This is a genomic window from Streptomyces sp. NPDC096205 (assembly GCF_044763135.1).
GTDB lineage: Bacteria > Actinomycetota > Actinomycetes > Streptomycetales > Streptomycetaceae > Streptomyces.
In genome coordinates, this window is record NZ_JBIWFS010000009.1 from 60,406 (window position 1) to 82,185 (window position 21,780).

Annotated in this window: 19 protein-coding genes; 6 read left to right on the forward strand and 13 right to left on the reverse strand. The window is 72.7% G+C overall.

Annotated elements, in window-relative coordinates; translation table 11 throughout:
* The 3 genes from ACIQ6Y_RS29825 to ACIQ6Y_RS29835 form a co-directional block, all read right to left on the reverse strand.
* On the reverse strand, positions 1 to 357 hold the full coding sequence (locus tag ACIQ6Y_RS29825; RefSeq protein ID WP_404043492.1) for a hypothetical protein: 357 nt from the start codon (positions 355 to 357) through the stop codon (positions 1 to 3).
* Complete coding sequence (locus tag ACIQ6Y_RS29830; RefSeq protein WP_404043494.1) at positions 344 to 2,125, reverse strand: hypothetical protein; 1,782 nt, start codon at positions 2,123 to 2,125, stop codon at positions 344 to 346. The genes ACIQ6Y_RS29825 and ACIQ6Y_RS29830 overlap by 14 nt, the downstream gene beginning before the upstream one ends.
* An 85-nt stretch (positions 2,126 to 2,210) precedes the next feature.
* Complete coding sequence (locus ACIQ6Y_RS29835) at positions 2,211 to 3,122, reverse strand: LysR family transcriptional regulator (RefSeq protein WP_404043496.1); 912 nt, start codon at positions 3,120 to 3,122, stop codon at positions 2,211 to 2,213.
* 91 nt (positions 3,123 to 3,213) lie between these two features.
* On the opposite strand from ACIQ6Y_RS29835, the gene ACIQ6Y_RS29840 reads away from it, so the two are divergent.
* A complete protein-coding gene (locus ACIQ6Y_RS29840) occupies positions 3,214 to 4,647 on the forward strand; it encodes an MFS transporter (RefSeq protein WP_404043498.1) in 1,434 nt (477 codons plus the stop codon).
* Between the two features lie 156 nt (positions 4,648 to 4,803).
* On the opposite strand, the gene ACIQ6Y_RS29845 is transcribed toward ACIQ6Y_RS29840, so the two are convergent.
* The 4 genes from ACIQ6Y_RS29845 to ACIQ6Y_RS29860 all read right to left on the reverse strand — a co-directional run bounded on the left by ACIQ6Y_RS29845 (position 4,804) and on the right by ACIQ6Y_RS29860 (position 9,027).
* Positions 4,804 to 5,793 (reverse strand): malate dehydrogenase, encoded by a 990-nt coding sequence (locus ACIQ6Y_RS29845; protein ID WP_404043500.1) that lies wholly within the window; start codon positions 5,791 to 5,793, stop codon positions 4,804 to 4,806.
* Positions 5,794 to 6,156: 363 nt separating this feature from the next.
* Positions 6,157 to 7,524, reverse strand: a complete 1,368-nt coding sequence (locus tag ACIQ6Y_RS29850; protein ID WP_404043502.1) for a DUF2690 domain-containing protein — start codon at positions 7,522 to 7,524, stop codon at positions 6,157 to 6,159.
* Positions 7,525 to 7,709: 185 nt separating this feature from the next.
* Positions 7,710 to 8,183 carry a DUF3017 domain-containing protein gene (locus tag ACIQ6Y_RS29855; protein WP_404043504.1) on the reverse strand — a complete coding sequence of 158 codons (474 nt, stop codon included), beginning with the start codon at positions 8,181 to 8,183 and terminating at the stop codon, positions 7,710 to 7,712.
* On the reverse strand, positions 8,170 to 9,027 hold the full coding sequence (locus ACIQ6Y_RS29860) for a bifunctional methylenetetrahydrofolate dehydrogenase/methenyltetrahydrofolate cyclohydrolase (protein ID WP_404043506.1): 858 nt from the start codon (positions 9,025 to 9,027) through the stop codon (positions 8,170 to 8,172). Before ACIQ6Y_RS29860 ends, ACIQ6Y_RS29855 begins: the two co-directional genes overlap by 14 nt.
* A 268-nt stretch (positions 9,028 to 9,295) precedes the next feature.
* Here ACIQ6Y_RS29860 and ACIQ6Y_RS29865 point away from each other — a divergent pair, with 268 nt between their 5' ends.
* Positions 9,296 to 9,811: a hypothetical protein gene (locus ACIQ6Y_RS29865; RefSeq protein ID WP_404043508.1), complete on the forward strand. Its 516-nt coding sequence runs from the start codon at positions 9,296 to 9,298 to the stop codon at positions 9,809 to 9,811.
* Positions 9,812 to 9,883: 72 nt separating this feature from the next.
* On the opposite strand, the gene ACIQ6Y_RS29870 is transcribed toward ACIQ6Y_RS29865, so the two are convergent.
* Positions 9,884 to 10,912, reverse strand: a complete 1,029-nt coding sequence (locus ACIQ6Y_RS29870) for an ArsR family transcriptional regulator (RefSeq protein WP_404043510.1) — start codon at positions 10,910 to 10,912, stop codon at positions 9,884 to 9,886.
* Between the two features lie 141 nt (positions 10,913 to 11,053).
* On the opposite strand from ACIQ6Y_RS29870, the gene ACIQ6Y_RS29875 reads away from it, so the two are divergent.
* Both ACIQ6Y_RS29875 and ACIQ6Y_RS29880 read left to right on the forward strand, forming a co-directional pair.
* Entirely contained in the window at positions 11,054 to 11,863 is an 810-nt protein-coding gene (locus ACIQ6Y_RS29875) for an FHA domain-containing protein (protein WP_404043512.1), read from the forward strand.
* Positions 11,864 to 11,904: 41 nt separating this feature from the next.
* Positions 11,905 to 12,477 carry a peptidoglycan-binding protein gene (locus tag ACIQ6Y_RS29880; RefSeq protein ID WP_404043514.1) on the forward strand — a complete coding sequence of 191 codons (573 nt, stop codon included), beginning with the start codon at positions 11,905 to 11,907 and terminating at the stop codon, positions 12,475 to 12,477.
* Between the two features lie 103 nt (positions 12,478 to 12,580).
* On the opposite strand, the gene purH is transcribed toward ACIQ6Y_RS29880, so the two are convergent.
* A complete protein-coding gene (gene purH, locus ACIQ6Y_RS29885) occupies positions 12,581 to 14,146 on the reverse strand; it encodes a bifunctional phosphoribosylaminoimidazolecarboxamide formyltransferase/IMP cyclohydrolase (protein ID WP_404043516.1) in 1,566 nt (521 codons plus the stop codon).
* The gene (gene purN / locus ACIQ6Y_RS29890; RefSeq protein WP_404043518.1) at positions 14,143 to 14,772 is read right to left on the reverse strand and encodes a phosphoribosylglycinamide formyltransferase; all 630 of its coding nucleotides are present in this window, start codon (positions 14,770 to 14,772) and stop codon (positions 14,143 to 14,145) included. The genes purH and purN overlap by 4 nt, the downstream gene beginning before the upstream one ends.
* A 319-nt stretch (positions 14,773 to 15,091) precedes the next feature.
* Between purN and ACIQ6Y_RS29895 the strand changes: the two genes are divergently transcribed.
* Positions 15,092 to 15,868, forward strand: coding sequence for a hypothetical protein (locus tag ACIQ6Y_RS29895; RefSeq protein WP_404043520.1), 777 nt, complete (start codon positions 15,092 to 15,094; stop codon positions 15,866 to 15,868).
* Here ACIQ6Y_RS29895 and ACIQ6Y_RS29900 read toward each other — a convergent pair.
* Positions 15,865 to 17,793: a DUF6350 family protein gene (locus tag ACIQ6Y_RS29900; RefSeq protein WP_404043521.1), complete on the reverse strand. Its 1,929-nt coding sequence runs from the start codon at positions 17,791 to 17,793 to the stop codon at positions 15,865 to 15,867. The two genes, ACIQ6Y_RS29895 and ACIQ6Y_RS29900, sit on opposite strands and share 4 nt — an antisense overlap.
* 96 nt (positions 17,794 to 17,889) lie before the next feature.
* Between ACIQ6Y_RS29900 and ACIQ6Y_RS29905 the strand changes: the two genes are divergently transcribed.
* Entirely contained in the window at positions 17,890 to 19,158 is a 1,269-nt protein-coding gene (locus ACIQ6Y_RS29905; RefSeq protein ID WP_404043523.1) for a helix-turn-helix domain-containing protein, read from the forward strand.
* Between the two features lie 88 nt (positions 19,159 to 19,246).
* On the opposite strand, the gene sucD is transcribed toward ACIQ6Y_RS29905, so the two are convergent.
* Positions 19,247 to 20,131: a succinate--CoA ligase subunit alpha gene (sucD, locus tag ACIQ6Y_RS29910; RefSeq protein WP_404043525.1), complete on the reverse strand. Its 885-nt coding sequence runs from the start codon at positions 20,129 to 20,131 to the stop codon at positions 19,247 to 19,249.
* 27 nt (positions 20,132 to 20,158) lie between these two features.
* Positions 20,159 to 21,340, reverse strand: a complete 1,182-nt coding sequence (sucC, locus tag ACIQ6Y_RS29915) for an ADP-forming succinate--CoA ligase subunit beta (RefSeq protein WP_404043526.1) — start codon at positions 21,338 to 21,340, stop codon at positions 20,159 to 20,161.
* Positions 21,341 to 21,780: the final 440 nt, after the last annotated feature.

The following is a 21,780-nucleotide window of genomic DNA, read 5'->3' on the forward strand; positions in this document are numbered from 1 at the left end:
TCACATCCCCAGCATCGCGGCGACGGCCCCGGCGGAGGCGAGCAGGCTGACCAGGGCCTCGGAGTCGGTGAGCAGGGCGCGCAGGCGTTCGCGGCGGGTGGGCGCGGCCTGCCCGGTGCTCGTGATCTCCTCCTCGGTCCGGGCCAGCTCCGCGTCGAGCGCGGCGGTCTGGTCGGTACCGCGCACGCGCGATGCGAGGTCGGCACGCAACTCCCGTACTGCCTTCAGCAGTTCCTCGGTGGCCGCGTCGCGCGGGCCGCCCGCGTACTGGTGGCTCTCGGCGCGCGCGTGGCTGCCGATGGCGAAGGTGCTGTGGGAGACGTTCCCCATGCTGACGTTGGGCTCATCGCTGGACATCGCCGGCTGATCCCTTCTGCGGCGCGTCGCCGCCCGAGACGGAGGAGGCGGAGGCGTGGGAGCCGACCGCGAAGGTGCTGTGCGAGACGTCCCCGATGTTCTCGACGTTCACGCCGCCGTTGCTGATGTTGACGATCTTCTGTACGAACTCGCCGGTCTGGTAGCCGGATTCGTCGAGGGCGGTGCGCACGCCGTGCGCCACCCGGTCCTGCACGCTGCGCAGATAGCGCACGACGTCCATCTCCTGGAACGTCGACCCGGCCTCCGCCGAGCCCAGTTCGCGCACCGACAGCGCCGGCCCCTCGGGCAGCGCGCCCGCGAACCCGCCGGTCAGCAGCCGCCAGCCGTACGCCACGGCCCGCCCGAGGACGGCCAGCGCGGACGCCGCGGAGCGCGGCACCCGGGCGAGCGCCCAGGCGGCCTTGCCGAGGGCGTTGTTGTGCCGGAAACGGTGGGCGGCCCGGTCGGCGTCCTTGAAGTCCGCGCGCACCGGCAGCAGCACATGCGGGGCGATCTCCAGCATGAGCATGCGGCCCTGCGTATGGACGCGCACGAACACCGTCGTGACCAGCTCCTCCTCCCAGCCGCCGACCCGGACGCGCAGGAAGTGACGCCGCTTCTCCGCGCCCTCCTCCACCGACCGCTCCCGGTGCTCGGAGAAGGCCGGGTAGGGCGCGTCCTCGCGGCGCAGCAGGCCCTCGGCGGGCAGGAAGACGCACTCGTCGATCTCCAGCCACCGCAGCCGGTCGCGTACGACATGCCCGGCGTACTCGGCGGTCTCGGCGGGCACCCGCAGCCGCTCCAGCAGGGGGCGGACCTTCTCCAGCACGGCGCGGTTGCTGAGCGGCTGCTGCTTCTTCGCGGGGTCGGGCCGCAGTTCGACGGCGAGCACCCAGGTCTCATAGGCCGCGCCGGCCCCGCAGAAGGGCCGGGCCGGGTGGTACATGACCAGCGGCGCGTGCTGCTCGGTGCGGATGCGGTCGCGCAGCCGCTGGAAGCGCTGCCCCTCGGCCTGTTCGGCCGGGTCGTTCGCCGCGTCCGGGAAGCGCTGCGGGGACAGTTCGGCGGCCATCACCCGGGCGAACTGGCCGCGCCGGCCGGCCTCGCACAGCGCGATCAGCGCGAGTACGGCGAGCGCCGACCAGGCCTCCCAGACCTCGATGGCGGAGGCGAGCTCGCGGACGAGCTCGGGCAGCCATCCGAACAGACCGCCGTCAGTGGGGTCGTCGGAGTACAGACCGAGGCCGTCGGAGGAGCCGTAGCCGTACGGATCGGACGAGTCCTCCTCCGCCGCGCCGAACGCGGCCGTCACCACGGCGGCCAGCAGGGCGGCGAACAGGATGCGGCCGTACCAGCGCAGCACGAACGCCGGCACCAGCCGATACAGCGGCGGCCGGGTGGACCGGCCGCGGATCCAGGAGGCCGCCGCGAGCAGCAGGCTGGGGCCGAGGAAGAGGAACAGCACTCCGCCGGTCAGTCCCCCGCCCACGACCCACAGCCCCAGGATCGCCAGCGCCCAGGCGATCTCCTGCCGCCGGGCACGCAGCGCGTGCGCCAGCACCCGCGCGGCGTCGAACCCGAGCGAGGGCGCGGCGATCCGCTGCTCGTTGAGATGGAGCTCCTCGATCACCCGGTCCCGGTAAGCGGAGTCCAGATACACCCCCGCGCACAGCAGCCGCGTCGCCTCACTGGCGTGCGGCAGGACGGGCGGCCCGGGCGGCGGCGCCCCTGACGGCTGCGGCTGCGACGGCACGTACGCAGTACTCACACCACTCCCCGAGGCTGAAACAGCTGACGGCCAGGCGTATTTGAGAGGCCATCAGCATAGTGCGAGCCACGTCACGGCGTCCGCTTCACGGGCGCACGCGGGTGATCAGCTCCCGTACGGTCCGCCGCAGCCAGGCATGCGCCGGATCGGCGTCATGGCGGGGGTGCCAGGCCAGGCCCAGCCGCAGCGGCGGCAGGCCGAGGGGCACCTCGAAGGCGACCAGCCCGAGCACCTCGGCGAGCGGCAGCCCCCAGGACGTGATCAGCCCCACCAGGTCGGTGTCGCGTACGACGAACAGCGAGGCCGGGAAGGTGCCGACACTGCCCACCACCCGCCGCTCCAGCCCCAGTCCGGCGAGCGCCCGGTCGACGGGCCCGTGGGTGCGGCCCCGCCGGGAGGCGGTCAGATGGTCGGCCGCGGCGAACCTCTCGGGCGTCAACTCCCCCTCCAGCAGCGGATGCCCCCGCCGTACGACGCCGAGCATGCGGTCGTCGCAGAGGTGCTCGCGATGCACCTCGGGTGCCACGGTGTCGATCACCCCGACCTCCAGATCTGCCGTCCCCTCGCGCAGCAGGGGCGCGTCCACATGGCTCTCGGCCAGGAACCGCAGCCGTACGCCGGGGGCCTCGGCGGCGGCCCGTGCGAACAGTTCGGCGCCGAACGCGGCGGCCATGGCGTCCTGTCCGACGATGGTGAAGGTCCGCTCGACGGTCCTGAGGTCGGTGTCGCCGGGCGCGAACAGCGCGCGGGCCCGTTCGACCACCGCGCTCACCTCGGCCCGCACCGCCAGGGCGCGCGGGGTCGGCACCATGGTGCGCCCGGCCCGCACCAGCACCGGGTCGCCCAGCGCCTTGCGGACCCGGCCGAGCGTGCGGCTCATGGCGGGCTCGGACAGATGCAGCCGCCGGGCCGCGCCCTGCACGCTCTGCTCCTCCAGCAGCACATCCAGCGCGACCAGCAGATTCAGGTCGAGGCCGCCCGATTGCGTCACACGCATCCACCCCTTGCAAAGGTTGCACTGGAAGACAATCCACCCCCGACCCTACGGTGGCAGCGCATCCCGTCCCACTCGCTCCTGAGGAGGAGCCGTGCCTTCGCCTGCCCTGAAACAGTCCCCTGCCCCGAACCGCCCCCCTGTCCTGAAGGGCTCCACCCTGCTGGCCCTGTGCGCCTGCGTGCTGGTCGCGCAGAGCCTGGTGGCCGCCGTCAACCTGCTGATACCGCAGCTGAGTTCGTCCTCCCTGCACCCCTCGCACACCGAGATCCTGTGGACGGTCGACGCCTACGTCATCGTCTTCGCCGGACTGCTCGTCCCGGCCGGCGCCCTCGGCGACCGATACGGCCGCAAGGGCGCCCTGCTCGCCGGGCTCGCGCTGCTCGGGGCGGGCGCGGGCACCAGCGCGCTGGCGAGCGGGCCCGCGCTGCTGATCGCCGGGCGCGGGATCGCCGGTGCCGGGGCCGCGCTGATCACCCCGGCCACGCTGTCGCTGGTGCTGTACCTGGCCGGTCCCGAGCGGCGGGCCCAGGCCATGGCGTCCTGGACGCTGGCGATCGGGCTCGGCGGCCTCGCGGGCAATGTGGGCGGCGGCCTGGCGGGTGAATTCCTGTCCTGGCGGGCGCTGTTCGGCGCGATGGTGCCGCTGGCGGCGCTGCTGGCCCTCGCGGTCGCCGTCACCACCCCGCGCACCGAGCGCTCCCCGCACAGCAACCTGGACCCGCTGGGCACGCTGCTGCTCACGGCCGGCCTGGTCGCCGTGCTGTTCGGCATCATCGAGGGCCCGGTCCACGGCTGGACGTCCGCGCGCATCCTCGGCGCGTTCGCCGCGGGCGCCCTGCTGGTGACCGCGTTCACGGTGCACGCCCTGCGCTCCCGCACCCCGCTGTTCGACCCGCGGGTCTTCGCCTCCCGCCGGCTGCGCGCGGCCTGCCTGGGCACGGCGACCGGCTTCTTCGGCCTGTTCTCCTTCTTCTACGTCAACTCGCAGTATCTGCAGGGCCTCAAGGGCTACGGCCCCGCGCTCACGGGCCTCGCGATCGTGCCGCTGACCGTCGGCATGGCCGCGGTGCCGAAGCTGGCCGCGCGCTGGACGGCGTACCCCCGTGCGGTGATCGGGGGCGGGCTCGCGCTGATCGGGACCGGGCTGCTCGGGGTGTCCACGGCCGACGCGGGCACGCCGTACGCCGTGTACGCGGGCTGGATGCTGCTGCTGTCGGCCGGTACCGGGCTGTGCATGCCCGCACTCACCCTCGGCGTGGTCGCTTCCCTGCCGCCGGGGCAGGCAGGGCTCGGCTCGGGTCTGGGCGCGGCGGCCCGTGAGGTGGGGGCGGCGCTCGGGGTCGCGGTGACCGGCACCGTGCTCGGCTCCCACGCGGGGCTGGCCGACGGTATGACGCCCGCGCTGCGCACGGTCGCGCTGCTGGTGCTCGCGGCGACCGTCCTGGTCACAGCGGGCTTCGGGGTCGTACGGCCTGCCGTACGAAGCACGAAGTCCCGCCCTGCCGAAGCAGGACGGGACGTGTGAGCGGAGCGCCGGGCAGGCCTTGCACCTGCATCTCCCCGCAGGAAGCGGGACGTCTTTCCTTGGACCACCAACGCACAGTCGGCTTCCGGGAGTTCCGGTGGCCGGTGTGTGATCAACTATAGCCCACACCGGCCGCCGGAGTCACGTCGGGGAAGCTCAGATGAGGCCGAGGGCGCGAACCGCCTCGCGCTCCTCCGCCAGCTCGGCGACGGAGGCGTCGATGCGGGTGCGGGAGAACTCGTTGATCTCCAGGCCCTGGACGATCTCGTACTTGCCGTCCTTGCAGGTGACCGGGAAGGAGGAGATGAGGCCCTCCGGGACGCCGTAGGAGCCGTCCGACGGGATGCCCATGGAGACCCAGTCGCCGTCGGCGGTGCCGTTGGTCCAGGAGTAGATGTGGTCGATGGCGGCGTTGGCGGCGGAGGCCGCGGAGGAGGCGCCACGGGCCTCGATGATCGCCGCACCGCGCTTGGCGACGGTCGGGATGAAGTCCTCGGCCAGCCACTTCTCGTCGTTCACGACCTCGGCGGCGTTCTTGCCGGCGACCGTGGCGTGGAAGATGTCCGGGTACTGGGTGGCGGAGTGGTTGCCCCAGATGGTCAGACGCTTGATGTCGGCGACCGTGGAGCCCGTCTTCTTCGCGAGCTGGGTCAGCGCGCGGTTGTGGTCCAGACGGGTCATGGCGGTGAAGCGCTCGGCCGGTACGTCCGGGGCGGCGGCCTGGGCGATCAGCGCGTTGGTGTTGGCCGGGTTGCCGACCACCAGGACGCGGATGTCGTCGGCGGCGTGGGCGTTGATGGCCTGGCCCTGCGGCTTGAAGATGCCGCCGTTGGCCTCGAGCAGGTCGCCGCGCTCCATGCCCTTGGTGCGGGGGCGGGCGCCCACGAGGAGGGCGACGTTGGAGCCGTCGAAGGCGACGTTCGGGTCGTCGGTGATCTCGATGCCCTGGAGCAGCGGGAACGCGCAGTCGTCGAGCTCCATGGCCGTGCCCTCGGCGGCCTTGAGCGCCGGGGTGATCTCCAGCAGGCGCAGCTTGACCGGCACGTCCGCGCCGAGCAGCTGGCCGGAGGCGATGCGGAAGAGCAGGGCGTAACCGATCTGGCCGGCCGCGCCGGTGACGGTGACGTTCACGGGAGTGCGGGTCATGGCGTTCTCCGTATGAAGCTGGCGGGGGGCGGCACTGCCCCGGGGTGCGGACGTACAGATGATCGATCTCTTGGTATCAAGAGATCCACCAGCGGTCAGGCTATCGCGCCCGCGTGATCCCGGGTGTCCGGGTGGGTGTGGCCCACCCCACAGCACGCCCTGGACAGGCGCCCCGGGACGAAGAACGGCGGCCGCCCGTCCGGGAGAGGAGAGACGAGGGCGGCCGCCGAGCGGGGGTACCGATCACGCCGGACTCCCGTGGGGGTACTGATCGCGTGCCCCGTATCCCGGCGGCCATTCCTGCTTCGGAAAAGATTTCCGCGAGAAGTTCTCCCGCCCGTACGTCCCCGGCGGCTCAGGCCGTCACTGGGTGCAGCCCGTGGTGCCGGCCGCCGCCAGCGTGGCACAGGCGACCGCGTCGTCCGCGTCCTTCACCGCCACCATCGGCGTGTACGCGATGGTGTCGCCGGCCGTGCTGGTCGTGCCTGTCTCGGTGCGCTTGCCCGCCGTCACCTTCACCTCGTCGCCCTGCGCGGCCCCGGTGATACGGCCCCACGCGGCCTTGCAGACCTTGCTGTAGCGGACTTCGACGACGGTGGTGCCGACCGTGGCCGACGTGGCCGTGGTCACCAGGTCGCCGCTGCAGCCCATGGCCTCGGCGTCCTTGCCGGAGCAGGTCTCGCCGCTGCACTTCACGCCGGGCGGCAGCTTCGGGGCGGTGCTGGGGGTGGGCGAGGGCTTGGGGTCGGCGCCCTCGTTCTTCTTGTCACCGCCGTTGAGGTACAGGAACGCGCCTACGGCCACGATCGCCACGCCGACGACCGCCGCGAGGAGCATCGTCGTACGCCGCCCGCCCCCGCCGCGGGAGGAGGCCGCCCGGGTGCCGCGCGGCGGTCCGCCTACGGCGCCCGCGTGGCGCGGTGCGCCGGCCGGGGCTGCCGGACCGGCGGGGCCGAGGGGGCCGGCCGGGCCGGCAGGGCCGCCGGGAGCGGCCGTGGGGGCCGTGCCCGGGGCCGTGCCCGCTCCTGTGCCGGGTCGGCGGCCGCCGGTCGGGGCCGGTCCGCGGTAGCCGGCGATGTTCCAGGAGTTGACGCCCGACTCCGGCGAGGCGGAGGGCTCGGCGGAGGACTGGGCGGAAGGTGGGGCGGAAGGCCGGGCGGAGTGGCGCGGACCGGCGTCGCGTACGCCGGTGTCGCCCACACCTGCCGCGCGTACGCCGGTGTCGGCCGCACCGGCCGCGCGCACGCCGCTGTCCCGCAGGTCGGCGTCGGTGCCGGTCGGCTGGGCCGGCACCGTGGGGGCCACGCCGGCGGCGCCCGCGACGCCGGGCGTGGCCGTGGCGCCGCCGCCCTTGCGGGCCTTGGCGTTCCTGGCGTTCGCCGGCGGCACGCCGAACTCGCTGAGCGCGGCGCGCGCCTGCGATATCCGGATCGCCTCCATGGTCATGTCGTGCCGCATCTCCGAACGGCTCCACGCACGTTCGGCGAGCTCCCACATGGTGGTGAGGTGGACCGGGTTGGTGCCGGTGACCTCGGCGAGGGCGACGATCGCACCCTTGGGCGCGAGCAGCCGTCCGTTCAGATAGCGCTCCCAGGACGTCTTGCTGTAACCGGTCTGGTCGGAGACCGCTGCGATGCCCAGCCCGCTGCGGTCCACCAGGCGCCGCAGCTGACTGGTGAACTCTCTGATCTGCGGATCGAGTTCATCTGGCAAGGCCTTCCAGCGAGGCATTGCTTTCCCCCTCTTCCCCCCGGTACGTGCTCATGTCTGTCCCGCGCGTGGTGGGGGCGCACGGGAGCTTCGGGGCCGTGGGCATGCACCGTTGCACGCCCGCGGGTCCGCGGTCCAGTGTTCCACCGACCGCGGTCGGGGTCGGCAGCCGCCCCGCTTCGGTCGCACTCAGTCGTCGGCCGTGCTCAGTTGTCGACCGTGAAGTGCAACGCGTCCTTGAAGAAGGGGATCTCCAGCCACGGGTTCGGCTGGACCATCATCGCCAGCAGCACGATCGCCAGCCCCAGGACGCCGTACGTGGCGATGTCCGTGAAGCGGGAGCGCACCGCGAGCATGCCGACACCGGGCAGCAGCCAGCGCAGTACGGCGCCGCCGAGCAGGGCGGCGCCGACCAGCAGGGTGCCGACGCGGAACTGGTCCAGCGCGGTCAGCAGCAGGCCGAGCGCGACCGTGGCGAGCACGGCGAGGATCGGCCACTGCCGTGCGGGCACGGAGGCGGCGCCGGGCACGGCCCGGCCGCTGCCCTCGGGGCGTGCGGTGTCCCGGGTGACCCGCGGGAAGCGCCGGGTCGTACGGCGCGGACGCCCCTCGGCGTCGGGTGCGCTGACCGCGTCCCGCACGACCGGCCGGTCCCCTTCGGGTGTCCTATCGTCCGACACTGCGCTCCGCCGCCTCGACGACGTTGACGAGCAGCTGCGCCCGGGTCATCGGGCCGACGCCGCCGGGGTTGGGGGAGATGAAGCCGGCCACCTCGCGCACGTCCGGGTGGACGTCGCCGACGATCTTGCCCTCGGCGCTGCGGGAGACACCGACGTCGAGGACGGCCGCGCCCGGCTTGACGTCCTCGGCGCGGATCAGGTGGGCGGAGCCGGCGGCGGCGACGATGATGTCCGCGCGCTTGAGGTGGGCCGACAGGTCCTTGGTGCCGGTGTGGCACTGGGTCACGGTGGCGTTCTCGCTGCGCCGGGTCAGCAGCAGCGGCATCGGGCGGCCGATGGTCACACCGCGGCCGACGACCACGACCTCGGCGCCCTTGATCTCGACGCCGTAGCGGCGCAGCAGGGTGAGCACACCATTGGGGGTGCAGGGCAGCGGGGCGGGCTCGTTGAGGACGAGGCGGCCCAGGTTCATCGGGTGCAGGCCGTCGGCGTCCTTGGCCGGGTCCATCAGTTCCAGGATGCGGTTCTCGTCGATGCCCTTGGGCAGGGGCAGCTGGACGATGTAACCGGTGCAGTCGGGGTCCTCGTTGAGTTCCCGTACGACCGCCTCGATCTCCTCCTGCGTGGCGGTGGCGGGCAGTTCGCGCTGGATGGAGGCGATGCCGACCTCCGCGCAGTCGCGGTGCTTGCCGGCGACGTACTTCTGGCTGCCGGGGTCGTCCCCGACGAGGATCGTGCCGAGGCCGGGCGTGACGCCCTTCTCCTTCAGCGCCGCCACGCGGGCGGTCAGATCGGACTTGATCGCGGCTGCGGTGGCCTTGCCATCGAGAATCTGGGCGGTCATGACCCCATCCTCCCGGATGACCGCCCCCCGGTTCCAATCCGGGCCCTTCCTGGGCCTCGTACCGGTGACATGCCCGTTTCTCCCCGTGATCGACGATGTTGCACTTGCACAACACATGACGCTCCGGCTGGACAAGCGCGCGACGGCTGAAGAACGATGAGCGGACAGTGCCGCGGGCAGCACCGGGGGGACGCACCGCTTCTGTGACCTTTCCTCCGCACAATGCCGCGCGTCGTCCCCGCACTCGGACAACGGAGGAAAGACCGCCATGAGTTTCGGCGACCCCAACAACCCCTACGGCGCCCCGCAGGGCCAGCCCCAGCAGCCCGGTTACGGCTACCCGTCCGCCCCGCCGGTCGGCGCGTACGCCGCGCCGGCGCCGACCACGATGCCGGGCACGGTGAGCACCGCCCGCATCCTGCTGTGGATCATCGTGGGCCTCCAGGTCATCGGCACGGCCCTGTACGGCTTCGCCGCCGTGGCCGTCGACAAGGCCGAGGACGACGAGACCTTCGGTCAGTTCGCCGACTACCCGACCGGCCTGATCTGGGCCATCGCGGCGCTCGCGCTGGTGTGGCTCGTGTGGAGCGCCGTCCTCGCGACGAAGTTCACCTCCGGCGGCAACGGCGCCCGTGTGACCATCCTGGTCTTCGGCATCCTCACCGCGGTGCTGGCGCTCGTCTTCACCATCCTGGGCATCGTCCACCTGGTGTTCGGCATCCTGATCGCCGTCTTCGTCGGCAACGCCAAGGGCAAGGCCTGGTTCAACCGGCCGCGTTACTGAGCGACGTCCCGCCCAAGGGCCGCGTCCACCCCGTCGGGGGAAGGGCGCGGCCCTGGCGCGTTCCCGGGGCCGTTACGGCGTCCCGCCCACCCGCCGCTGTGCCTCGCGCAGCATCGACGCGCCCAGCGGGGTGAGGGTGTGCAGCACGGACGGGCCGTGCCGGGTGGTGGTGATGAGCCCCGCGTCGCGCAGGGCCGTGGCGTGCCGGCTGGCGGCGGACGCCGAGACCCCGGCCGCACGGGCCAGCTCACCGGTGGTGGCACCGGCGGACGCGGCGTACAGGGCGACGGCCCGGGCCCGCCCGAGCAGGGTGGTCAGGGACTTCGCGGGCGCCTCGACGCCGAACGGTGAGAGCTGCGCGGCGTCCCGGGCGTCGGGTTCGTGCAGCAGCGAGTACCAGAGCACGGGCGGCAGTTCGGGGTCCGCGAAGGCGACCGGCTCTCCCCAGTTGAAGTAGGAGGGGACGAGCGTGAGGCCGCGGCCGTTGAGATGCAGGTCCCGGTCCTCGGCCTGGGTCGGATAAGCGACTTCCAGGACGGGAGGGCGCCAGCGCATCATGGGCCCGAGTCCCGCGAGCATGCCCTCCACCCCGCCGTCCAGGATGCCGCGCGAACGCACCGCGCGCTCGGCCTCGATCCGCGCCTGCACGGTCTCCCGGTGCGGGACGACGACGGCCTCGTGGTAGGCGCGGAGCATGCCGGTGAACTCCTTGCGCACCACCGGCTCGGCCAGTCGCGCGGCCCACGACGGCGCTCCTACGGTCCGGTCGAGGATGCTCACCTCTTCGAGGATCCGCTCGGGAGGTGTGGCGAGGATCGACTCCATGCCCGCGTCGAGTCCGTCCATGGCGTTCACCGGCGTCAGAAAGTCCGGAAAATACTCGGCCCTCGGGTACAGGGGCAGCAGCACGCCCCGCACCAGTGGCGTCAACCCCTTGTCCCGGATCTGCTGCCGTGCGGTGCGGTACCAACCGGCGTAGGCCCACCTGCCTCGCCTCGACTGCAGCCGGTGCAGGCTTGAGGCGATCTCCCAGAGCGGGTCGGGCGCGGCGGCGATCCGAGTCCTGCCCAGGTCGGCATCGCCGAAGTGAATGCGGAGCATCTCGTTCCCCCCGGTCGAGCACAGCTTTTGCATCCAGGCGCAACAGCATGGTCGGCCCGTCCGCCCTCACGCAATGCTCCTTCACGTCGCCTGGGCGGGCACGGGGGCTCGCCCAGGCGCGAGAGGGAGGGGGACGAACCGGTGTACAGCGTCATCGTCGTGCCGCCGGCCTGCGGCACACCCGACAGCCAGATCAGGATCGCGACCGGAGACCGGCTCTGCTTCGGCCGGGCGCGGGCACAGGACCGACTGACCCTCGCGCACGACGGAGTGCCTCGCGTCGCCGGTGAGATCACCGCGCACCGCACCTACTGGCTGCTGAGCAACCTCAGCGAGGACCGGACGTACGTGGTGGAGAACCCGGAGGGCGCCGGCGAACACGTCAAGGTCGCCCCGGGGCGGCTGGAGGCGCCCGTCCCGTTCGAGTTCTCGCGGATCGTGCTGCCCGCCGCGGGCGATCTGCTGGCCATCGACGTCTGGGGACCTCGCCATGCCTTCCGCAGCGCCCCGCGCGCCGGGCTCCACGGGCCGCCCACCGCACCGGCGTTCGCCCTGGACCGCACCACGCGGTACTACGCGGTTCTGGCCGCCCTGTGCGAACCCCGGCTGCGCGGGGCCCCGTACGCCCCGCTGCCCACCGTCGAGCAGGTGGTGGAGCGGCTGCGTCCGGCCTGGCCGGCGGCCTCCCGGTCGGCCGTCTACTGGAACATCGACTACCTCGCCGTGAAGCTCCGCCTGCGGCCGGGCCCGGACTCCGCGACGCCCGGCCAACGGGTCCACGGCAAGAAAGAGTCGCTCGTCTCCCTCGCCCTGCGCTTCGACCTGGTCCGTGAGGACGACCTGGCGGTGCTGGCGCCGACCGCGGCGCAGGCTCCCCGGCGCCACCCTGGAACATTTCAGGTTCCCGCGCTCCACGGCGCCGGAGAGAGTGGACGGACGACCCGCTCATGAGCGGGACTCACGGGGACAACGGGGAAGGAACCAGGATGAACATGCGCACGACACGGAGCCGGGCGGCCACGGGGGTCGTCGCCGCGCTCGCCACGGGGGCTCTGGCGCTGGGCGCGTCGCCGGCGTCCGCGGCCGCGTCCGACGGGTACGTCAGCGGCGGCGGCAGCTTCTACGACGACTTCAACGACGAGGGCACCCTGTCCACCTCGTCGCACGCCAAGTCCAACGCGACCTGCCTGTGGCAGATCATCCTCTACGCGGAGGGCGTCAAGGAGAGCAACGGCACCCTCTACGACAAGTCGGACATCGACGGGAAGTTCGGCGCGAACACCAAGTACGCCACCAAGCAGCTGCAGAGGGCGTGGGGGCTCACGCAGGACGGCATCGTCGGGAAGAAGACGTTCGGCGCCGCCGACGAGAAGTGGAACGCCTCGACGCGCGCGGGCGAGCTGGAGTACCGGGGTTCCAGCTCCGACGCGAGCACGCGGTACAAGCTCCGCTACCACGGCTCGCGCTACTACTTCGACTTCTACCGGACGGCGAGCGGCAAGTACCGCTTCTACCACGACAGCAAGTGGATGTACGCCTCGTACAGCAGCACCGGCTGCGCCTGACCGGTACGGAGCAGGGCGGGTGCCCCCCTCGGGGGTGGGGCACCCGCCCTTCGTGCTGCTCAGCGCTCCGCGCTCAGTGCGGTCAGTGCTCAGTGCTCAGTGCTCAGTGGAAGAAGTGGCGCGTCCCCGTGAAGTACATGGTGACGCCCGCCTTCTTGGCGGCCTCCACGACGAGTTCGTCGCGGACCGAGCCGCCCGGCTGGACGACGGCCTTGACGCCGGCCTCGGTGAGGATCTCCAGCCCGTCCGGGAAGGGGAAGAAGGCGTCGGAGGCGGCGTAGGAGCCCTGGGCGCGCTCGGCGCCCGCGCGCTCGACGGCCAGCTTGGCGGAGTCGACGCGGTTGACCTGGCCCATGCCGACGCCGACGGAGGCGCCGTCCTTGGCGAGGAGGATCGCGTTGGACTTCACCGCGCGGCAGGCCTTCCAGGCGAACGCCAGCTGCTGGAGGTCCGCGTCGCTCAGCGCCTCGCCGGTCGCCAGGGTCCAGTTGGCCGGGTCGTCGCCGTCGGCCTGGAGGCGGTCGGTGACCTGGAGCAGCACGCCGCCGTCGACGGGCTTGACCTCGACCGGGTCGGCGGGCGCGGCCGGGGCCTTCAGGACGCGGATGTTCTTCTTCTTGGTGAGGGCCTCGAGCGCGCCCTCCTCGTAGCCGGGCGCCACGATGACCTCGGTGAAGATCTCCGCGACCTGCTCGGCCATCTCCTTGCTGACCGGGCGGTTGACGGCGATGACGCCGCCGAACGCCGACAGCGGGTCGCAGGCGTGCGCCTTGCGGTGCGCCTCGGCGACATCCGCGCCGACGGCGATGCCGCACGGGTTGGCGTGCTTGATGATCGCGACACACGGCTCGTCGTGGTCGTACGCGGCACGGCGGGCGGCGTCCGTGTCCGTGTAGTTGTTGTACGACATCTCCTTGCCGTGCAGCTGCTCCGCCTCGGCCAGGCCCGCGCCCGTGCCGTCGACGTAGAGGGCGGCCGGCTGGTGCGGGTTCTCGCCGTAGCGCAGGGTGTTCTTGCGCTCCCAGGTGGCACCGAGGAAGTCGGGGAACTGCGAGTCGTCGACCGGGGCGTACTCGCTCGCGAACCAGGAGGCGACCGCCACGTCGTACGACGCGGTGTGCTGGAAGGCCTCGGCGGCGAGCCGCTTGCGGGTGGCGAGGTCGAAGCCGCCGTCCTGGACGGCCGCGAGGACGTCGGCGTAACGGGACGGGCTGGTCACCACGGCCACCGACGGGTGGTTCTTGGCGGCGGCGCGGACCATCGACGGGCCGCCGATGTCGATCTGCTCGACGCACTCGTCGGCCGAGGCGCCGGAGGCGACGGTCTCGCGGAACGGGTAGAGGTTGACGACGACCAGGTCGAACGGCTCGACGCCCAGCTCCGCCAGTTGCTGCCGGTGGTCCTCCAGGCGCAGGTCGGCGAGGATGCCCGCGTGGACCTTGGGGTGCAGGGTCTTGACCCGGCCGTCCAGGCACTCGGGGAAGCCGGTGAGCTCCTCGACCTTGGTGACGGGGACGCCCGCGGCGGCGATCCGGCCGGCCGTGGAGCCGGTGGACACCAGCTCGACGCCCGCCTCGTGCAGCCCGCGCGCGAGCTCCTCGAGGCCGGTCTTGTCGTAGACGCTGACCAGTGCGCGACGGATGGGCCGCTTGTTGCTCTCGGCGGTCACTGGATAACTACCTTTCGTCCCTCAATGCGATAGCCGTTGCGGGCGAGCCGCCCCACGACGTCGACGAGCAGCCTTCGCTCGACTTCCTTGATGCGCTCGTGCAGCGCACTCTCGTCGTCCTCGTCCCGGACCTCCACCACGCCCTGCGCGATGATCGGCCCGGTGTCGACGCCGTCGTCGACGAAGTGGACGGTGCAGCCCGTGACCCTGGCGCCGTACGCGAGCGCGTCGCGCACGCCGTGGGCCCCGGGAAAACTGGGGAGGAGGGCCGGGTGGGTGTTCACGAACCGGCCGCCGAAGCGGGCCAGGAACTCCTTGCCGACGATGCGCATGAACCCGGCGGAGACCACCAGATCGGGCTCGTACGCGGCAACGGCCCCGGCGAGCGCGGCGTCCCACTCCTCGCGGGTGGCGAAGTCCTTGACCTTGCACACGAAGGTCGGCAGCCCGGCGCGCTCGGCGCGGGCGAGCCCCTCGATGTTCTCGCGGTCGGCGCCGACGGCCACGATCTCGGCGCCGTAGGCCTCGGGGCCGACGGCGGCGATCTCGTCGAGCAGCGCCTGGAGGTTGGTGCCGGATCCGGAGACCAGCACGACGAGGCGCTTGGCCACGGGCTTGGCGGCCACGGCGGGGCCCTTTCTCGGGGGTGCGTCTGTCCGGGCCGGCGGTTGCCCGCACATCACGTATGTACGTTCGTACGAATGCTTCGCCCTCCCCGATACGGGGAAGCCTACGAAGCGGCCGGCCGTCAGCAACGATACCGGCACTCCGGACGGCCCCCACGGGACGGGGGCGTGGCCGGGAGGTAGCGTCTGGGAGGAACCGGGTCGGGAACGCGCGTCGCGCGTGGCGCGTTGAGCAGTCGACGGACGCCGACGGACCCGGTTCGCTTGTCGTCGTCAGTCGTTGTCAGCAGTCGTATCACCGAGGGAAGACGCCCACTTGATGCCCACCCGCAGCCTGCGACTTCTCACGCTCCCCCCGCAGTCGGCACAGGGAGGGGAGCGCGACGGCCTGCTGCTGCGGGAGCGCCCCTCCTCCCCGCCGGACGCGCCCTCGGGCGGGGAGGGCGACCGACGGGGTCGGGAGAGCCAGGAGGAGAACCCCTTCGCGCCGCCGCCCGAGGGCACTCCCGACCAGCCGTGGCAGCCCCGGCACCCCTCCCCCGGCGACCGCGGAGCACCCCAGTCCGGCGACTCCGGCGACGGCTCCTCGTGGGGCAGCCGGTGGAGCGACCGCCAGCCCGGACGCTCGCCCGGCGGCTTCGGCGAGCGGCCCGGCGGGGACCAGGAGGGCGGCGGCCCCGGCGGCGGCCGGCCCGACCGTATGCGCTGGGACCCGACCGACCCCGCCCAGCGCCGCGCCCGGTACGCGCTGCTGTCCGGCATGTGGGCCTTCTTCTTCGCCCTCTTCGGCTGGCCGTACGTCGCCCTGATGCTCGGCGCGCTCGCCCTCTACTGGGGCATCGACTCCCTGCGCACCCGCCCGCGCACCCCCGACCCCGACCAGCCCGCCCCGGAGAACCCCGGCCGCCCCGTGACCCCCTCCGCGGTCGGCGGCCTGGTCACGGCGTCCCTCGCGATCGTCCTGGTCGCCGCGTCCTTCACGGCCCAGCTGGTCTACAGCGACTACTACACCTGCACCAAGGACGCCCTCACCAACGAGGCCGAGCAGGCGTGCGCCGAGCTGCTGCCGAAGGAGCTGCGGGGCGTACTGGACTAGGTCTCCTGCTGCGGAGGGTCCTTCGGCGGGTGCGGCTCGCGCCCTGAGGGACTCGGCGGCTCCTCCCGCGGCATCGCCGCCTCCCTCAGGGCTGCCCAACGGGCCTCGCGCGCGGCCTCGTCGTGCCAGGGAAAGGGCGGGGGCGGGGGCGGGTCGACGGGGAGGAAGTCGTACGGCTCGAAGGCGGGGTAGGTGTCCGAGGTGCCGTACGGGTCGCGGGCGTCGTAGGCGTCGTCGCGGGGGTCGTAGGGGTCCTCGAGGTCGTAGGGACCGGCGCTTTCGGGCAGGGTGTCTCGTCCGCGGCGGGCGGCCTCCGTGGGCTGGGACTCGGCGGATCGCGACGTGCCGGATCGGGGCTCGGTGGAGCGGGACTCGGCGGATCGGGACGTGCTGGATCGGGGCTCGGTGGAGCGGGACTCGGCGGGTCGGGACGTGCCGGATCGGGGCTCGGTGGAGCGGGACTCGGGGCGGCCGTCAGCGTGACCGGACGTCGTACCGGACGTCGACGGGGTCTGGGCGCGCTGCCGGGCGATGCGCGGCCGGCGCGGGGCGCGGTCGCGGCGGCGCCAGGCGTGGACGCCCAGGGCCATGGGGAGCGCGGCGAGAGCGCCCCAGAGCAGGGCCGCCGGCCCGGCCTGCCACCACAGCGGCCCGAACCGGGCGAGCGCGGACGTCCCGAGGGGGCCTCCGGACAGCGCGGCCGCTCCGGCGAGCGCGGCGGCGCACAGCGCGACCGCCAGCCCGGCCACGCCCGCGGTCCGCCGCAGCGTCCAGGCCTCACCGGCAGGGCCGCCTTCCGACGTCGTGCCCCGCCCGGCCCGTTCCCGTGAGCGTCGGCCGCCGCCGTGGCTGTCCGTATCGGCTCCCTCGCCCGGCACCCGCGAGGCGGCCCGTGCCACGAACCACCCGACCGTCAGGCCGGCCAGCACCGGCACGGTCGTGGCCGCCCAGTTCAGGGGTGTGCCCGGGCCGGGGTCGGGGACCGCGGCCAGGAGGGGGAACGGCGGGAGCAGCGGGGCCGGGTCGGAGGTCAGCAGGCCGGTGAGGTGGCCGGTGCCGAGGGCGAAGCCGGGGCCGAGGGCGTAGCAGGCGGCCCAGACGGCGGCGTTGGGGACCAGCGCCAGGCAGAGGAGCAGGACCGCGAAACGGCCGGACCAGCCCTCCGTCAGCTGGGCGAAGGACGCGCGGGCCGTGCCGCCGTGCCACACCAGCGAGGTCGCGACCAGCAGGGCGCCGCCGCCGAGGTGGACGGCCAGTCCGGCCGTCGCCGCTCGGGCGGCCGTTGCGAGCCGGTCCCTGGCCTGCGGGTCCAGGGCGAGCCGGCGGGGCGTGGCCGGCAGCAGGAGCAGGACGGAGTCGAGGGCGTCGCGGGGGCGGCCGTACGCCGTCCACACCCCGGCCCCGGCCGCCGCGATCGCGACGAGCGGCAGACAGACGCAGGTCCAGGGCCAGTTGGGGCGCAGAGCGCCGTCGGCGGCGTACAGCGCGGCCGGTGCGGCGACGGCGAGGTAGCCGAGGACGACGCCCGCCCACGCCGTACGCCGGCTCACCGGCCGCTCGTCCTCCTCGACCGCGTCGCGCGCCGCGCGGTGCAGCAGCCACAGCGGCAGGGCGAGGAGCAGCAGCGGGGTGAGGCCCACGGGTGCGGGGGCGCCGGAGAGCGTGTCGGCGCGGACCAGTTCGGCGCCGTGCGCCAGCAGCCACAGCGCGGCCGCGACATGCAGCGCACCGCCGGGCCCGCTGTCGGGATACGGCGAGCTGATCCACAGCACCATCACCAGCACCGCGAACGAGCCGAGTCCCAGGCCCGCCGCGAGCACCCCGCCGAGGAGGCCTGCGGCCAGTCCGGGGGAGCGTCCGCGCATCCGGGTGAGCAGGAGCGACAGCGGTGGTCGGCGAGCGGTCATCGGGATCACGCCCGTCATGGTCCCAACGACACGCGCTTTCCCGTCGTAACAGGCGAACCTCCGACGTGTCACCCAATATATGTTTATGTTCTTTTCCGCACAAAGGGGCGCCCTGTGACACAGAGCCCGGCGACCCCTCTCCCTCCGCCGAAGGAACGCCGACGCCTGCGTGAAGCCGCCGCGCTGACCCAGGGTCAGCTCGCCGCGCGGGTCGGTGTCACCCGGGAGACCGTGCGCGCGTGGGAGACCGGCCGCACGACTCCACGCGGCCGTAAGCGGGAGGTCTACGCCAAGGTGCTGGCCTCCCTCGCCGAGCCGGCCACGGAGGAGAAGCCTGTGGAGGTCGTGAAGGTCATGCAGGCCACGGAGGTTGTGCAGGACGCGGAGGTCGTGCAGGACGCGGAGGTCGTGCCCGGCACGGAGGTCGTGCCCGGCACGGAGGTCGTGCCCGGCACGGAGGACGTCGAGGTGACGGCGCGTCAACCCGTGGTGGCCGTGGCGGCGGCTGCGGAGGCGCCCGCCGCCGAGCCCGTCGTACGACCGGAGCCGTTGCGCGAGCCGGAGCCGGAGCGCGAGTCCGGTGAGGTGCTGACGCCCACTCAGGCCTTCGACGCGCTGTACGCGTTCTGCGCGCCCGCCCTCGTGCGGCAGGCCTATCTGCTCAGCGGGCGGCGGGAGCTGGCCCGGGAGTCGGTCGAGTGGGCCTTCCAGCTGGCCTGGGACCGTTGGCCCGAGGTCGCCGTGGACCCCGACCCGGCGGGCTGGGTGCGGGCGGCCGCCTACGAGTACGCCCTCTCCCCCTGGCACCGCTTCCGCCCCCGCTACCGGCACCCCGAGCCGCCGCCCTCCGACGCCTCCGACCGCGCGCTGCTGGACGTCCTGCTCCAGTTGCCGGCGCCGTACCGCCGGACGCTCGTGCTGCACGACGGCGTCGGTCTGCGGCTGCCGGAGACCGCGGCCGAGACGGAGGCGAGCACCCCGGCGGCCGCGTACCGGCTGATGCACGCCCGCGAGGAGGTCGCCGCGCGGCTGCCCGAGCTGTCGGACCCCGTCGCACTGGGCCGGCGCCTCGCCGAACTGGCCTCCGCCGAGCGACTGCGCGCGGCCCGGCCACCCGTCGTACGGGCGGGCAGCGAACGCCGGGCCCGCTTCTGGACCCGGGCCGCGATCGCCTTCACCATCGCGATCATCGGCGCCACCGCACTGACCCTGCGCACGGCTCCCACGCATTACGAGCCACCCGTCGCACCCGGTGAGACCGTGCCGGGCGTGCCCCCTCGGGCGGCGCCGGGGCCGCTGTCGGAGGAGGAGCTGGAGCTGCGCACCAAGCTGCGGCAGGAGACGGCGAACGGGCCGGAGAGGCTGGTCCCGCAGGTGCGCTGAGGGTCCGTGACATGCGCGAGGCCCGCACCCCGTCGGACGGGATGCGGGCCTCGGGTCGCCTGTGCGGGCGTCAGCCGTCGGGGCTGATTCAGCCGGCGAGGATCTCGCGGGCCAGCTTGGCGGTCTCGGTCGGGGTCTTGCCGACCTTGACACCGGCGGCCTCGAGGGCCTCCTTCTTCGCCTGGGCGGTGCCGGAGGAGCCGGAGACGATGGCGCCGGCGTGGCCCATGGTCTTGCCCTCGGGCGCGGTGAAGCCCGCGACGTAGCCGACGACCGGCTTGGTGACGTTCTTCGCGATGAAGTCCGCCGCACGCTCCTCGGCGTCGCCGCCGATCTCACCGATCATGACGATCAGGTCGGTCTCGGGGTCGGCCTCGAACGCGGCGAGCGCGTCGATGTGCGTGGTGCCGATGATCGGGTCGCCACCGATGCCGACGGCCGTGGAGAAGCCGATGTCACGGAGCTCGTACATCATCTGGTACGTCAGCGTGCCGGACTTCGACACCAGGCCGATGCGGCCCGGCTTGGTGATGTCGCCCGGGATGATGCCGACGTTGGACTGGCCCGGGGTGATGATGCCGGGGCAGTTCGGGCCGATGATGCGGGTCTTGTTGCCCTTCTTGCCGGCGTACGACCAGAAGGCGGCCGAGTCGTGCACGGCGATGCCCTCGGTGATCACGACGGCCAGCGCGATCTCGGCGTCGATGGCCTCGACGACCGCGTCCTTGGTGAACTTCTCCGGCACGAAGATGACGGAGACGTTGGCGCCGGTGGCCTCGATGGCCTCCTTGACGGTGCCGAAGACCGGTACCTCGGTGCCGTCGAAGTCCACGGACGTGCCCGCCTTGCGCGGGTTGACGCCGCCCACGACGTTGGTGCCGTCGCCGAGCATGAGCTTGGTGTGCTTCATGCCGGTGGCGCCGGTCATGCCCTGGACGATGACCTTGCTGTCCTTGTTGAGCCAGATAGCCATGGTGTGTTGTGTCCTCGTCCTGAGTGCTTACTTTGCGGCGTGGGCCAGCTCGGCGGCCTTGTCGGCCGCGCCGTCCATGGTGTCGACGCGCTGGACCAGCGGGTGGTTGGCGTCGGTGAGGATCTGTCGGCCCAGCTCGGCGTTGTTGCCGTCGAGGCGGACGACCAGCGGCTTGGTGACGTTCTCGCCGCGGTCCTCGAGGAGCTTCAGGGCCTGGACGATGCCGTTGGCGACCTCGTCGCAGGCGGTGATGCCGCCGAAGACGTTGACGAAGACGGACTTGACGTCCGGGTCGCCGAGGATGATCTCCAGACCGTTGGCCATGACCTGGGCGGAGGCGCCACCGCCGATGTCCAGGAAGTTGGCCGGCTTGACGTTGCCGTGGTTCTCACCGGCGTACGCGACGACGTCCAGGGTGCTCATGACGAGACCGGCGCCGTTGCCGATGATGCCGACCTCGCCCTCGAGCTTGACGTAGTTGAGGCCCTTCTCCTTGGCAGCCGCCTCGAGCGGGTTGGCGGCGGCCTTGTCGTGGAGCTCCTCGTACTCGGGGTGACGGAACTCGGCGTTGTCGTCGAGCGACACCTTGCCGTCGAGCGCGATGACCTCGCCGGAGGCGACCTTCGCGAGCGGGTTGACCTCGACGAGGAGGGCGTCCGACTTGATGAAGGTGTCCCACAGCTTGACGAGGACGTTCACGACCTTGTCGGCGACCTCGGCCGGGAACTTGGCGGCCTCGACGATCTCGCGGGCCTTGGCCTCGTCCACGCCGTCGATGGCGTCGATCGCGATCTTGGCGACGGCCTCCGGACGGGTGGCCGCCACCTCCTCGATCTCCATGCCGCCCTCGACGGAGGCGATGGAGAGGAAGGTGCGGTTGGCACGGTCGAGGAGGAAGGAGACGTAGTACTCCTCGAGGATCTCCGGGGCCGTCTCGGCGATCATCACCTTGTGGACCGTGTGGCCCTTGATGTCCATGCCGAGGATGTCCGTCGCGCGGGCGACGGCCTCGTCCGCGGAGGCGGCCAGCTTGACGCCGCCGGCCTTGCCGCGACCACCGACCTTCACCTGCGCCTTGACGACGGACTTGCCGCCCAGACGCTCGGTGATCTCGCGCGCCGCCTCAGGCGTGTCGATGACTTCACCGGCCAGCACCGGTACATCGTGCTTGGCGAAGAGGTCCCTCGCCTGGTACTCGAACAGGTCCACGCGCTTCCGTCCCTATCAGTGATCTCGCGGTTCGTTGGATGCGTGGGCGTGCCGCGAAGGGCAACGTGACGTCCGCTGTCACAAGGGAGGCGCACACGGTGTCCGAGCGCGCGGCATGTCCGTCTCGCAGGTTATCGCTGCTTTCAGGGGGCCCCTAAATCGAGGGTCACACCTGAGCGGTGATACCTGTCACATGATGCCGTGCTCACTGACACGCGGTGCCAGGTGTGAGCGGGGGCGAAGGGGGCCTCACGGGGCCGCGACGGGCTGGGCAAGGCCTCTGAACAGGCCTTTTCTGGTGGGAGGAGGGGGCGGGTAGGGGGCACGGACTGGTTTCGGGGACGGTGTTCGAGGGTTCGGCCGTGTGGGTGGGTAGGGGGTGCGCGGGTGTGGGTGCGGGTGCGGGTGCGGACGCGTGTGTGGGTGGGGCCCCGCCCTCG